The organism is Streptomyces sp. 15-116A (genome assembly GCF_025290915.1).
GTDB lineage: Bacteria > Actinomycetota > Actinomycetes > Streptomycetales > Streptomycetaceae > Streptomyces.
Genome location: NZ_JAOCQE010000044.1, coordinates 1 through 12725, shown reverse-complemented (window position 1 = coordinate 12725; position 12725 = coordinate 1). Strand labels below are relative to the sequence as shown.

General features: G+C 70.1%; 12 protein-coding genes. 10 read left to right on the top strand and 2 right to left on the bottom strand.

The genetic code is table 11. The features are described from left to right. Nucleotides 1-170 precede the first annotated feature (170 nt). The 9 genes from N4P33_RS10990 to N4P33_RS10950 all read left to right on the top strand — a co-directional run bounded on the left by N4P33_RS10990 (nucleotide 171) and on the right by N4P33_RS10950 (nucleotide 10129). The gene (locus tag N4P33_RS10990) at nucleotides 171-1223 is read left to right on the top strand and encodes a BMP family protein (protein WP_260826167.1); all 1053 of its coding nucleotides are present in this window, start codon (nucleotides 171-173) and stop codon (nucleotides 1221-1223) included. Between the two features lie 335 nt (nucleotides 1224-1558). After that, nucleotides 1559-1969, top strand: coding sequence for an Imm10 family immunity protein (locus tag N4P33_RS10985; protein WP_260826165.1), 411 nt, complete (start codon nucleotides 1559-1561; stop codon nucleotides 1967-1969). A gap of 487 nt (nucleotides 1970-2456) precedes the next feature. Then, entirely contained in the window at nucleotides 2457-3506 is a 1050-nt protein-coding gene (locus tag N4P33_RS10980; RefSeq protein WP_260826164.1) for a BMP family protein, read from the top strand. 195 nt (nucleotides 3507-3701) lie between these two features. Then, a complete protein-coding gene (locus tag N4P33_RS10975) occupies nucleotides 3702-5279 on the top strand; it encodes an ABC transporter ATP-binding protein (RefSeq protein WP_260826162.1) in 1578 nt (525 codons plus the stop codon). Further along, nucleotides 5279-6403 (top strand): ABC transporter permease, encoded by a 1125-nt coding sequence (locus N4P33_RS10970; protein ID WP_260826161.1) that lies wholly within the window; start codon nucleotides 5279-5281, stop codon nucleotides 6401-6403. The genes N4P33_RS10975 and N4P33_RS10970 overlap by 1 nt, the downstream gene beginning before the upstream one ends. After that, nucleotides 6400-7677, top strand: a complete 1278-nt coding sequence (locus N4P33_RS10965) for an ABC transporter permease (protein WP_260826159.1) — start codon at nucleotides 6400-6402, stop codon at nucleotides 7675-7677. The genes N4P33_RS10970 and N4P33_RS10965 overlap by 4 nt, the downstream gene beginning before the upstream one ends. Continuing rightward, nucleotides 7674-8072, top strand: a complete 399-nt coding sequence (locus tag N4P33_RS10960) for a cytidine deaminase (RefSeq protein WP_260826158.1) — start codon at nucleotides 7674-7676, stop codon at nucleotides 8070-8072. Before N4P33_RS10965 ends, N4P33_RS10960 begins: the two co-directional genes overlap by 4 nt. An 89-nt stretch (nucleotides 8073-8161) precedes the next feature. After that, nucleotides 8162-9439, top strand: coding sequence for a thymidine phosphorylase (locus tag N4P33_RS10955; protein ID WP_260826185.1), 1278 nt, complete (start codon nucleotides 8162-8164; stop codon nucleotides 9437-9439). Nucleotides 9440-9535: 96 nt separating this feature from the next. Further along, nucleotides 9536-10129: a Uma2 family endonuclease gene (locus N4P33_RS10950; RefSeq protein WP_260826157.1), complete on the top strand. Its 594-nt coding sequence runs from the start codon at nucleotides 9536-9538 to the stop codon at nucleotides 10127-10129. A gap of 5 nt (nucleotides 10130-10134) precedes the next feature. On the opposite strand, the gene N4P33_RS10945 is transcribed toward N4P33_RS10950, so the two are convergent. After that, nucleotides 10135-11055: an AEC family transporter gene (locus N4P33_RS10945; protein ID WP_260826156.1), complete on the bottom strand. Its 921-nt coding sequence runs from the start codon at nucleotides 11053-11055 to the stop codon at nucleotides 10135-10137. Nucleotides 11056-11147: 92 nt separating this feature from the next. Here N4P33_RS10945 and N4P33_RS10940 point away from each other — a divergent pair, with 92 nt between their 5' ends. Further along, entirely contained in the window at nucleotides 11148-11531 is a 384-nt protein-coding gene (locus tag N4P33_RS10940; RefSeq protein WP_260826155.1) for an STAS domain-containing protein, read from the top strand. Here N4P33_RS10940 and N4P33_RS10935 read toward each other — a convergent pair. Continuing rightward, the gene (locus N4P33_RS10935; protein ID WP_260826154.1) at nucleotides 11415-12431 is read right to left on the bottom strand and encodes a sigma-70 family RNA polymerase sigma factor; all 1017 of its coding nucleotides are present in this window, start codon (nucleotides 12429-12431) and stop codon (nucleotides 11415-11417) included. The genes N4P33_RS10940 and N4P33_RS10935 overlap by 117 nt on opposite strands. Nucleotides 12432-12725 lie beyond the last annotated feature (294 nt).

The window sequence follows — 12725 nt, the reverse complement described above, 5'->3', positions numbered from 1 at the left end:
TGCGTGCCTCACAGGCATGGGCGGGCAAGGCACCGGTGCAGCCGGTGCACCGGCCATCGGCACGAATGGATAACGGCCCCGCGGAACCCCGTTCCCAGGAGTGTCTACGCGCGTTAATGTGCGCCGAACCGAGCACCCGCTGCGGGGCTTTGGAGAATGGGGAACTTCAGATGCGTCGGATATCCAAACTGACCCGCGTCGCGGTGGGGGTCGCGTCGCTCGCACTCGCCGCCACTGCCTGCGGCGGCACCAGCAGTGACAACGGCGGTGACAGCGGCGGCTCCAAGGAAGACCTCGGTCTCGCCATCGCGTACGACATCGGCGGCAAGGGCGACCAGTCCTTCAACGACGCCGCTTACGCCGGCCTGCAGAAGGCCCAGAAGGAGTTCGGCTACAAGACCGACGACGTCGAGCCCACCGAGGGTGAGACGGACGCGGACAAGGAGCAGCGCCTCAGCTCCCTGGCGCGCCAGGGCTACAACCCCGTCATCGGCGTCGGCTTCGCCTACGGTCCCGCGATGAAGGCGGTGGCCGCGAAGTACCCGGACACCACGTTCGGCATCGTGGACTCGGTGGTCGAGGGCGACAACGTCGCTTCGCTGGTCTTCGCGGAGGAGCAGGCGTCGTACCTGGCCGGGGTCGCGGCGGCGAAGGCCACCAAGACCAACACCGTCGGCTTCGTGGGCGGCGTGGACATCCCGCTGATCCACAAGTTCGAGGCCGGCTACAAGCAGGGCGTGCAGGACACCAACCCCAAGGTGAAGGTGGTCTCGCAGTACCTGACGCAGACCGCCGAGGAGGGTGGCTTCTCCAGCCCCGACAAGGGCAAGGCGGCGGCCGAGGGCCAGATCGAGAAGAAGGCGGACGTCGTCTACCAGGCGGCGGGCCTCTCCGGCCAGGGCGTCATCGAGGCGGCGGCCAAGGCGAAGGTCTGGGCGATCGGCGTCGACTCCGACCAGTACAAGCAGGAGGCGCTGGCCGCGTACAAGGACTACATCCTCACCTCCGCCCTCAAGGACGTGGGCGGCGCGGTCTACGCGCTGGCCAAGTCGGTCCACGACGACAAGCCGCTCACCGGCACGCAGGTCTTCGACCTCAAGGTGAACGGCGTGGGCCTGTCCGACAGCAACCCGAAGATGGCCGAGATCGCGGGCCTGACGGACGCGGTCGCCAAGGCGAAGGAAGGCATCATCGACGGCTCCATCAAGGTCAAGACGGAGTAACCGCGACGGTGGCGCATGAGCGGGCGGAGGCCGGTGGTCTCCGCCCGCTGTCGTTGTGGTTGCGGTGCGGATGCCTGCGGCGCCAGTGCGGCTCCGGTGGGGGCTTGTGCAGCGCCTACGGCCGGTGGGTGAGTCGGGGCCGGGTCGGTGGTGTCCGTCCTCGGTCTGGCGCGAAATAGGTCACTCAACGGAGTACGGGCGCGGACGCGCCAGCCGCTGCGGGCAGACACCACCGCCCCGTCCCCTCCCCGCCGCGTGCGCCTGCGGCACGCCCACCACCCGTCGCGCGTGATCGCCGTGCGCGGCTGCGGAGCGTCTGTTGCTACAACTTCGCCATGACGTATCGGCTTGTTGCACGCGCGGTCGGCGCCGAGGTGGACCCCGAGGGCTACTTCCTCGAGGCCGGTTTCGCAGAAGAGATCAACGGCAGCGGCTTTGTGATGCTGTTCCAGTGCTGTGCCGAGGAACCGGACGAGCAGGACGTGCGACTCGGCATGGACACGCATTGCCTGGTCACGGCTGACCAAGGAACCGCGTACGGATGCGTGCGGTCGGCCGTTTTGACCGGCAACGTTCTGCGCGTCTCCCTGGACCCCTCGGCGTTGGACGCCCTGGGCCTCGAAGACCCGGACATCGAGGCCGTCCTGGAAGCCCCCGCCGAGGACCTTGCACAGTTCCGCCAGATGCTGCCCCGGGTCCTGGCCTACGGCCGTGAAGACGCACGCCCGGTACACGTCGCCGTATGACGCAAAGGAGGGGGCGACGCGGGTGCCGCTGAGCCCGGTGTCACCGGCCGGCACCCGCGCACGTCGCCCCGGCGCAGCGGACGGTGGGCGTGCCGCACTCGCCCACGGCGGGGAGGGGACGGGGCGGTGGTGTCTGCCCGCAGCGGCTGGCGCGTCAACGCCCCCGCTTCTCGAGTCGACCGATTCCGCGCCAGACCGAGGACGGACACCACCGCCCCGGCCCCGACTCACCCACCGGCCGTAGGCGCTACGCCCGCCCCCACCGGAGGGACAGCGGCGCCGCAGGCATAAGACGCGCACCCCCACCGGACCGCACGACCACGCCTCACCCACCGTCACCGCACCACCCCGTTCCGTCCCCCTGAGCACGGCCGGATAACAAGCTGGACAGAAGGGGTTTTCTTGCAGGTCTACGCGCGTTACTCTGCGGCGAAGCCAGCGCCGTAGCTGTACCGTCCGGCGCTTTGTACGACTAGGAGCACCACACATGCGCCGGATTTCCCGGATCACGGTCGCAGGCGCAGCGACCGCCTCCCTGGCCCTCGCCCTCTCCGCCTGCGGCGGCACGTCCTCCCAGAACGCCTCCTCGGAGTCGAAGGGCGACAAGGGTCTCGCCATCGCGTACGACGTCGGCGGCAAGGGCGACCAGTCGTTCAACGACGCCGCCTACGCCGGTCTCGAGCGGGCGAAGAAGGAGTTCGGCTACAAGACCGACGACGTCGAGCCCACCGAGGGCGAGACCGACGCGGACAAGGAGCAGCGGCTCGTCTCGCTGGCCAAGCAGGGCTACAACCCGGTCATCGGTGTCGGCTACGCCTACGCCGCCGCCGTGAAGGGCGCCGCCGAGAAGTTCCCGGACACCACCTTCGGCATCGTCGACGACGCCACGGTCAAGGCCGACAACGTCGCCGACCTGGTGTTCTCCGAGGAGCAGGCGTCCTACCTCGCCGGCGTCGCCGCCGCCAAGACCACCAAGACCAACACCGTCGGCTTCGTCGGCGGCGTGGACATCCCTCTGATCCACAAGTTCCGCGCGGGCTTCGAGCAGGGCGTCAAGGACACCAACCCCAAGGTCAAGGTGATCTCGCAGTTCCTCACCCAGACCGCCGAGGAGGGCGGCTTCTCCAGCCCCGACAAGGGCAAGACCGCCGCCGAGGGCCAGATCGAGAAGAAGGCCGACGTCGTGTACGCGGCGGCCGGTCTCTCCGGTCAGGGCGTCATCGAGGCCGCCGCCGCCAACAAGGTGTGGGCGATCGGTGTCGACTCCGACCAGTACCAGCAGGAAGCCCTCGCCAAGTACAAGGACTCGATCCTCACCTCGGCGATGAAGGACGTCGCCAAGGCGGTGTACAACCTGGCGAAGTCGGTCGAGGACGGCAAGCCCGAGACCGGTATCGTCAGGGGCGATCTGAAGACGGGTGAGGTGAGCCTGTCGAACTCCAACCCGAAGTTCGCGGACGACGCCGAGCTCCAGGAAGCCATCGCGACGGCCAAGGAGAAGATCGTCAACGGCGAGATCAAGGTCAAGTCGAGCTGAGCCAGCACGACCCCCGCGGGGTTGCGTCCGCTCGGCGGGGTACGGGAGCTGCGGCTTCCGTACCCCGTCGAAGCGGTGCGCCACCCCTCCGTATGCCGTAGGGGCGCTACGCGCGTAGACGACCCCCGTCCCCATGGAGAGTGCGCCATCAACGCGTCCAGCAGCCCTCCGGCCGGATCGGCGGCGGGCGGTCAGGTGACCGCCGTCGAGCTCGCCGGGATCACGAAGCGTTTCCCCGGCGTCGTGGCCAACCACGACATCCACCTCACCGTCCGCAAGGGCACCGTCCACGCCCTCGTCGGCGAGAACGGCGCCGGCAAGTCGACGCTGATGAAGATCCTCTACGGCATGCAGAAGCCGGACGAGGGCACCATCGCCGTCGACGGCGAGAAGGTGACCTTCTCCTCGCCCGCCGACGCCATCGCCCGCGGCATCGGCATGGTCCACCAGCACTTCATGCTGGCCGACAACCTCACCGTCCTCGAGAACGTCGTCCTCGGCAGCGAGAAGCTGTACGGCATCGGCGCCAGGGCCCGCCGGAAGATCAAGGAGATCTCCGAGCGCTACGGCCTGGGCGTGCGCCCCGACGTCCTCGTCGAGGAACTCGGCGTCGCCGCCCGCCAGCGCGTGGAGATCCTCAAGGTCCTCTACCGGGGCGCCACCACCCTGATCCTGGACGAGCCGACCGCCGTGCTCGTGCCGCAGGAGGTCGACGCCCTCTTCGAGAACCTGCGCGAGCTGAAGTCCGAGGGCCTGTCGGTCATCTTCATCTCCCACAAGCTGGGCGAGGTCCTCTCCGTCGCCGACGAGATCACCGTCATCCGGCGCGGCACGACGGTCGGCACGGCCGTACCCGCCGAGACGACGCCGCGTCAGCTCGCCGAGATGATGGTCGGCAGCGAGCTCCCGACCCCCGAGACCGCCGAGTCCACCGTCACCGACCGCCCGGTCATCGAGGTCGAGAAGCTGCGGCTCGCCGCCCCCGGCGGCAAGGCGCTCCTGGACGACATCACCTTCACCATCCACGAGGGTGAAGTGCTCGGCATCGCCGGTGTCGAGGGCAACGGGCAGACCGAGCTGGTCGACGCGCTCATCGGCCTGCGCCACGCCGACTCCGGCGTCATCCGCCTGGCCGGCGAGGAGATCACCGCCTGGGCCACCCGCAAGCGCCGCGAGCAGGGCATCGGCTACATCCCCGAGGACCGCCACCGCCACGGCCTGCTCCTGGAGGCACCCCTCTGGGAGAACCGCATCCTCGGCCACGTCACCGAGAAGCCCAACGCCAAGGGCGTGTGGCTGGACCCGAAGGCCGCCCAGGAGGACACCCGCCGCATCGTCGAGGCGTACGACGTCCGCACCCCCGGCATCGACGTCACCGCCGCCTCCCTGTCCGGCGGCAACCAGCAGAAGCTGATCGTCGGCCGCGAGATGAGCCACAAGCCGCGGTTCCTGATCGCCGCCCACCCCACCCGCGGTGTGGACGTCGGCGCGCAGGCCGCCATCTGGGACCACATCCGCGAGGCGCGCCGCGAGGGACTCGCCGTGCTGCTGATCTCCGCCGACCTGGACGAGCTGATCGGCCTGTCCGACACCCTGCGGGTGATCTACGACGGCAAGCTGGTCGCGGACGCCGACCCGGCCACCATCACCCCGGAGGAGCTCGGCACCGCCATGACCGGCGCCGCCACCGGCCACCTCGAGCACGACGAAGCTCCCGAGACCCCGGCCGACTCGTCCACGTCCCCCGAGTCTCCGGAAGACGAGGCCCGCTGATGAAGAAGTTCGACAAGGAGCGCGTGCTCCTCGCGGTGGCCGGGCCGGTCATCGCGCTCGCCGTGGCCTTCGTGCTGAGCGCGATCGTGCTGGTCGCCTCCGGCAAGAACCCCGTCGAGCCGTTCGCCCTGATGTTCGAGCAGGCGACGTTCTCCGACATCCAGGTCCTGATCATCAACCAGGCCTCGATGTACTACATCGCCGCCCTCGCGGTGGCGATCGGCTTCCGGATGAACCTGTTCAACATCGGCGTCGACGGCCAGTACCAGCTCGCCGCCATGATGGCCGCCATCGTCGGCGCCCACGCCAACCTGCCGGCCGCGCTGCAGATCCCGCTGCTGCTGCTCACCGCCGTGCTCACCGGCGCCTTCTGGTCCGGCATCGCCGGTGTCCTCAAGGTCACCCGCGGCGTCAGCGAGGTCGTCGCCACGATCATGCTCAACGCGATCGCGACCTCCGTCATCGGCTACCTGTGGCTGCCCACCGTCTTCGGCGTCAAGGTCGGCAACAACAACACCACCGGCGAGATGCACGAGTCCGGCTGGGTCCCCGGCATCGACATGGGCGCCGCCGGCGAGATCTACGGCCTGGTGATCCTCGCCGTCCTGCTCGGCATCGGCTACTGGGTCGTCCTCAACCGCACCCGCTTCGGCTTCGACCTGCGCGCCTCCGGCGCCTCCGAGACCGCCGCCGCGGCCAGCGGTGTCAGCCCCAAGCGGATGGTGCTCAGCGCCATGCTGATCTCGGGCGCCGTCGCCGGCCTCGCGGGCCTGCCCATCCTGATGGGCGACACCCACACCTACAGCCTGAACTTCCCCACCGGCATCGGCTTCCTCGGCATCGGCATCGCCCTGCTCGGCCGCAACAGCCCCGTCGGCATCGCCTTCGCCGCACTGCTGTGGGCCTGGCTCGACAAGGCCTCGCCCGAGCTGGACTTCCACGGCTACGACAAGGAGATCGCGGTCATCATGCAGGGCCTGATCGTCCTCTCGGTCGTCGTCTCCTACGAGGCCGTCCGCGAGTGGGGCCTGCGCCGCCAGCAGCGCCGGGTCGGCGCGGAGCTCGCCGCGGGCCACTTCATCGGCGCCGACAACAACACCACGAAGGAGGTGGCCGGCCGATGACCACCCCGCAGACCTCAGCGGTCGACGTCAACCAGCCCACGCTGCAGCCCACGGCGCCGACCGGCCGCCGGCTGTCGCTGCCGGTGCTGATGCTGATCATCGCCGGAGCCCTGGCGCTGACCTCGATCGTCCGCCTCATCACCGGCGCGGACGGCATCACCAACGTCAGCCAGATGTCCACCGCGCTCGAACTCGCCGTCCCGATCGGCCTCGCCGGTCTCGGCGGCCTGTGGGCCGAGCGCGCGGGCGTCGTCAACATCGGCCTCGAGGGCATGATGATCCTCGGCACCTGGTTCGGTGCCTGGGCGGGCTTCCAGTGGGGCCCGTGGACCGGCGTCCTCGTCGGCCTCATCGGCGGTGCCATCGGCGGCCTGCTGCACGCCCTCGTCACCGTCACCTTCAACGTCAACCACATCGTCTCCGGTGTGGCCATCAACATCCTCGCCCTCGGCGCCACCCGCTACCTGGCCCCGCTCGCCTTCGAGGGCCACCCCGGCGGCTCCGCCAAGCAGTCCCCGGCGGTCGACTCCCTCGGCCAGTTCACCGTGCCGGGCCTGTCCGACTGGCTGAGCGAGCTCAACGCCAAGGGCTGGTTCTTCATCTCCGACATCGCGGGCCTGCTCGGCGGACTGGTCACCGACGTCTCCTGGCTGACCCTGATCGCCGTCGCGCTGATCCCCGCCACCTGGTGGATCCTGTGGCGCAGCGCCTTCGGCCTGCGGCTGCGCTCCTGCGGCGAGAACCCGGTCGCCGCCGAGTCCCTCGGCGTCAACGTCTACAAGTACAAGTACATCGCCGTGATCATCTCCGGCGCCCTGGCCGGCCTCGGCGGTGTCTTCCTGTCCATCGTCGCCAACCCCTTCTACCTGGAGGGGCAGACCAGCGGCCGCGGCTACATCGGCCTCGCCGCGATGATCTTCGGCAACTGGATGCCGGGCGGCCTCGCCATCGGCGCCGGGCTGTTCGGCTACACCGACAGCCTCAACCTGCGCGGCGGCTCCGCCAACGTGCACGCCCTGCTGCTGCTCGGCGCGCTGCTGCTGCTCATCGGCGCGATCTGGCTGGCCGTCCGCAAGAAGTACGTCCACGCGGTGATCACCCTGATCGTCGGCGCCCTCGTCTTCGCCTGGTACGCGGGCACCAACGAGGTTCCCAACCAGGTCGTCTCCGCCACGCCGTACGTCGTCACCCTCGTCGTCCTCGCCCTGTCCGCCCAGCGCCTGAGGATGCCGAAGGCCAACGGACTGCCGTACCGGAAGGGGCAAGGCAAGTGACCTCGGCCGACGTCGACTGGGAGGCGCTGCGCGCCGTCGCACGGGACGCCATGTCCCACGCGTACGCCCCCTACTCGGGCTACCCGGTCGGCGTCGCGGCCCTGGTCGACGACGGACGCACGGTCTCCGGCTGCAACGTCGAGAACGCCTCGTACGGCCTCGGCCTGTGCGCGGAGTGCGGCCTGGTCTCCGAGCTGCAGCGCACCGGCGGCGGCCGCCTGACGCACTTCACCTGCGTCGACGGCGCCGGCGAGATCCTCGTCCCGTGCGGCCGCTGCAGGCAGCTGCTGTACGAGTTCGGCGGCCCCGGGATGCTGCTTGAGACCCCGGCGGGCATCCTGCCGCTGTCGGAGATGCTGCCGCAGGCCTTCACCCCGAAGCACCTCGACAAATAGCACCCCCTCGCGGCCCCTCCGAACGCACACCACCCGATTCGGAGGGGCCGCCCCATTCCCGCACCTCGGAAGGAACGCCAGCCATGGCCATGGACGCCATCTCCGTCATCCGCACCAAGCGGGACCGCGGCGAACTCAGCGACGAGCAGATCGACTGGGTCATCGACGCGTACACCCGCGGGGAGGTGGCCGACGAGCAGATGTCGGCCCTCGCGATGGCGATCCTGCTCAACGGCATGAACCGCCGCGAGATCGCCCGCTGGACCGCCGCGATGATCGCGAGCGGCGAGCGCATGGACTTCTCGTCCCTGTCCCGCCCCACGGCCGACAAGCACAGCACCGGCGGCGTCGGCGACAAGATCACGCTCCCCCTCGCCCCGCTCGTCGCCGCCTGCGGCGCGGCCGTCCCCCAGCTCTCCGGCCGCGGCCTCGGCCACACCGGCGGCACGCTCGACAAGCTGGAGTCCATCCCCGGCTGGCGCGCGCTGCTCTCCAACGAGGAGATGCTGGGCGTCCTCGACACCACGGGCGCCGTGATCTGCGCGGCGGGCGACGGCCTGGCCCCCGCCGACAAGAAGCTCTACGCCCTGCGCGACGTGACCGGCACGGTCGAGGCGATCCCCCTGATCGCCTCCTCGATCATGTCCAAGAAGATCGCCGAGGGCACCGGCTCCCTGGTCCTGGACGTGAAGGTCGGCACCGGCGCCTTCATGAAGACCCTGGACGACGCCCGCGAACTCGCCTCCACGATGGTCGGCCTGGGCACGGACCACGGCGTGAGGACGGTCGCCCTGCTCACCGACATGTCCACCCCCCTCGGCCTCACGGCGGGCAACGCCCTGGAGGTCCGCGAGTCGGTCGAGGTCCTGGCCGGCGGCGGCCCCGCGGACGTCGTGGAACTCACCCTCGCCCTGGCCCGCGAGATGCTGGACGCGGCCGGCGTGAAGGACGCCGACCCGGCGAAGGCCCTGGCCGACGGCTCCGCGATGGACGTCTGGCGCCGCATGATCGCGGCCCAGGGCGGCGACCCCGACGCGGCACTCCCGGTGGCCCGCGAACAGCACGTGATCAAGGCCCCGGCCTCCGGCGTCCTGACCCGCCTCGACGCCTACGACATCGGCGTCGCCGCCTGGCGCCTGGGCGCGGGCCGCGCCCGCAAGGAGGACCCGGTCCAGGCGGGCGCGGGCGTCGAGATGCACGCCAAGCCCGGCGACACGGTCACCGAGGGCCAGCCCCTCCTCACCCTCCACACAGACACCCCGGAACGCTTCGACTACGCCCTCCAGGCCATCGAGGGCGCGTACGACATCGCCGCCCCGAACACGCCCTTCACCGCCTCCCCGGTGGTGCTGGAACGTATCGCCTGATCAGGGGCTTCCTCGATCGAGTGAACGGGACCGGTAGACCCCTACCGGTCCCTTTCGGCATGCTGGGATCGGTGACGCACCGATGGGAGAACCGCCATGAGCGCACTCACCGTCGACCACTCGATGGCCAGTGGCCACGAGTGGGACGGCCTCGTCCGGATCTGGCAGGAGACGGACGCTCCCGAGGGCTGCAAGGTGGAGATCATCGAGGGGATCGTCACCGTGGCACCGCCGCCGTCCAACGCGCACAACGACATCGCGGACGAGGTACAGCGCAGCCTGTACGAAGTCATTCCCCGGCACTGGGGCATCTACCAGACCTTGGGAACCGCGGTGCCTTCCCGCGGCGGGCTCTACGTCCCCGACCTCGCGGTCGCACCCAAGGAGGTTGTGCGGGCCGAGCAGGGCGACTTCATCCCCGCCGCTGCTGCCGAACTCATCGTCGAGATCACATCCAAGTCCAACGCGACGAACGACAGGATCAAGAAGGTCGCCGGCTATGCCCAGGCCGGCGTCCCGCTCTATCTCCTCATCGACGCCTGGGCTCCCGGGGGACCGACAGTCACGCTCTATGGCGAGCCCCAGGGAAGCGTCTATCGTGTCCTGCGTGCCGGGAAGTTTGGTGACCGAATCCAGCTGCCGGAGCCGTTCGACCTGGCTCTCGACACCTCAGAGTTCCTCGCGGACTAGAGGCGTCAGCCCAGCACCGCCGCCACCGCGACCAGCACGGGTACCGACACGACCGTCGACACCAGGATCGCGTCCCGGGCCAGCCGCTCGCCGACCCCGTACGTGGACGCGTAGGTGTACAGGTTCTGGGCTGCCGGAAGCGCCGACGTCACGACGACGTCCAGCAACTGCGCCCCGCGCAGGCCGAAGACGCCAGCCGCGAGCAACCAGGCCACCACCGGCTGAGCCACCGACTTCAAGGCCACGGCCAGCAGCACCGCCCCCCGCTCCCCGCCCCGCAGGGGAAGGGTGCTGCCCCTCAGTGAGATGCCGAAGGCGAGGAGGACGGCGGGGACGGCCATGTTGCCGATCAGGGTGACCGGGTCGAGGACCGGGCCCGGGACGGTGAGGCCGGACGCCGATACCGCCACCCCCGCCAGCGAGCCGACCGCGATCGGATTGCGCAACGGCGTGAGCAGCCGCCGCCACAACGGCCCCTTCTCTCCCGCCGTCGACAGATCCAGGATCGTCAGCGCGACCGGCGTGACCCCGACCAGCTGGAACAGCAGCACCGGCGCCACCAGCGAGGCATCGCCCAGGACATACACCGCGATCGGGATGCCCAGGTTCCCGGAGTTGACGTACCCGGCGCACAGCGCGCCGATCGTCGTCCGGCCCACCCCCCAGCGCCGTACGACCCCCACCGCCACGAAGACCCCCGCCACCGCCGCCGTGCTCAGCGCCGTGACCAGGAGCCGCTCGGAGAAGACCACCGACAGGTCGGCCCCCGCGAGCGTGGTGAACAGCAGGGCCGGGGACGCCACATGGAAGGCGAGCTTCGTCAGCACCTCGCTGCCCTGCGCGCCCAGATACCCCCGCCGCCCGATCACATAGCCGACCCCGATGACGACGGCGATCACCGCGAACCCGCTCAGCACCCCCTGCACAACAGCCCCTCGGGCGGCGATGATCTATGGCACATACACCCAACCCTCGGCGCAAGGCCACCGCCGGGTCAATGTGATCACCGGCACCCGCGATGAGTTACGCGCCCCCGCCCGGTCTACCGATCGTGGACGCCATGACACCCCCCGTACTCGTGCTGCGCGGCCCCGTCACCCGGGACGAGGTGAGCGGGCCGTGCGATGCGCTGCGGGCTCTGCTCGACGCCCCCGGTGGCGTGGTCGTCTGCGATGTCGGCGGACTGGGCCCGCCCGGCCTCGCCGCCGTGAACCTCCTCGCCCGGCTGCAGCTCGCCGCGCGCCGCGCGGGTGGCCGGATACGGCTGCGCGACCCCGACCCGGCCCTATGCTCCCTGCTCGACCTCGTCGGCCTCCGCTTCGAGATGGAGGGGCAGCCCGAACAGCGGGAACCAGCGCTTGGTGTCGAGGAAGCAGTGGAACCCGGTGATCCGGCCGTCTGAGATCTCCAGCACCTGCACGGCCCACGGGGTGAAGCCGCCGGCCTCCGGGTCGGGCTTGTACTGAGCGAACCCCGGCAGCCCGTTGACCTGCACCGGCACCAGCCGCGAACCGGCGCACGGCGCACCCAGCGTCGTCATGAAGCCGGTGATGTCCTCGGTGCCGGTCAGCCACAGGTCGAACGGCGGCATCGTCATGATGGCGTCCTCGTGCAGCAACTGCGTGAGCGCCGACATGTCGTACCCCTCGAACGCCGCGACATAGCGCTCCAGCAGCTTCTGCTGCTCCTCGTCCAGCGGGTCGGAGACGGCGGCCTCGGCACCGGGCTGCTGCCGCTCGGCCAGCGTGGCCCGTGCTCTCTGCAGCGCGCTGTTCACCGACGCGACGGACGTGCCGAGCAGCTCCGCGACCTCGTTGGCCTTCCAGGCCAGCACCTCGCGCAGGATCAGCACGGCGCGCTGCTTGGGCGGCAGTTGCTGCAACGCGGCCATGAAGGCGAGCCGCACGGACTCCTTGGCGACGGCCGCCTCCGCCGGGTCGTCTGTCGTGGGCAGCACACGGGCGTCCGGCATCGGCTCCAGCCAGGTGTTGTCCGGGCGCGGCGAGAGCGCGGCCTGCGCGAGGGGCGTGGACTCGGTCAGATCCATGGGCCGGGCCCTCTTGTTCCCCGCGGTCAGCATGTCCAGGCACACATTGGTGGCGATGCGGTACAGCCACGACCGCAGGCTGGACCGTCCCTCGAACTTGTCCAAGCTGCGCCAGGCACGGACCATCGTGTCCTGCACCGCGTCCTCCGCTTCGAAGGAGGAGCCGAGCATGCGGTAGCAGTACCCGGTCAGCTCGACGCGGTACGCCTCTAGCTTGGCGTCCAGGTCGGTCGTCGTCGCCGTGCCGTTCGTCATCGTCCACCCACCCCTGTGGCTCCAGTCGTGGCGCACCATCGCACCCACCACTCCGGAAGCTACCGCAGGGCACTGACAATGGCGCCCCGAGTTGAGAAAGCAGCAGGTCAGAGCGGGGTTGCGGGCAAGGTCCAGGTGAGGCGAGGTACGTGCACGGGTCGACGGCGTCGGCGTGGTCCGGGGGTGGGTGAGTCGCGCACCCGGCGCGGGTGTGGGCCGGGGGTGGGTGTCGCTCGCCCGCGCTGGCGGGGTGCCTCCCCCACTCTCGGCTTCGCTCGAGCGGGGGGACCCCCA

Coding starts and splice junctions, on each gene's coding strand:
- N4P33_RS10965 (WP_260826159.1), top strand. CDS start 6,400: ATGACCACCCCGCAGACCTCAGCGGTCGACGTCAACCAGCCCACGCTG.
- N4P33_RS10980 (WP_260826164.1), top strand. CDS start 2,457: ATGCGCCGGATTTCCCGGATCACGGTCGCAGGCGCAGCGACCGCCTCC.
- N4P33_RS10990 (WP_260826167.1), top strand. CDS start 171: ATGCGTCGGATATCCAAACTGACCCGCGTCGCGGTGGGGGTCGCGTCG.
- N4P33_RS10955 (WP_260826185.1), top strand. CDS start 8,162: ATGGACGCCATCTCCGTCATCCGCACCAAGCGGGACCGCGGCGAACTC.
- N4P33_RS10950 (WP_260826157.1), top strand. CDS start 9,536: ATGAGCGCACTCACCGTCGACCACTCGATGGCCAGTGGCCACGAGTGG.
- N4P33_RS10940 (WP_260826155.1), top strand. CDS start 11,148: ATGAGTTACGCGCCCCCGCCCGGTCTACCGATCGTGGACGCCATGACA.
- N4P33_RS10985 (WP_260826165.1), top strand. CDS start 1,559: ATGACGTATCGGCTTGTTGCACGCGCGGTCGGCGCCGAGGTGGACCCC.
- N4P33_RS10970 (WP_260826161.1), top strand. CDS start 5,279: ATGAAGAAGTTCGACAAGGAGCGCGTGCTCCTCGCGGTGGCCGGGCCG.
- N4P33_RS10935 (WP_260826154.1), bottom strand. CDS start 12,431: ATGACGAACGGCACGGCGACGACGACCGACCTGGACGCCAAGCTAGAG.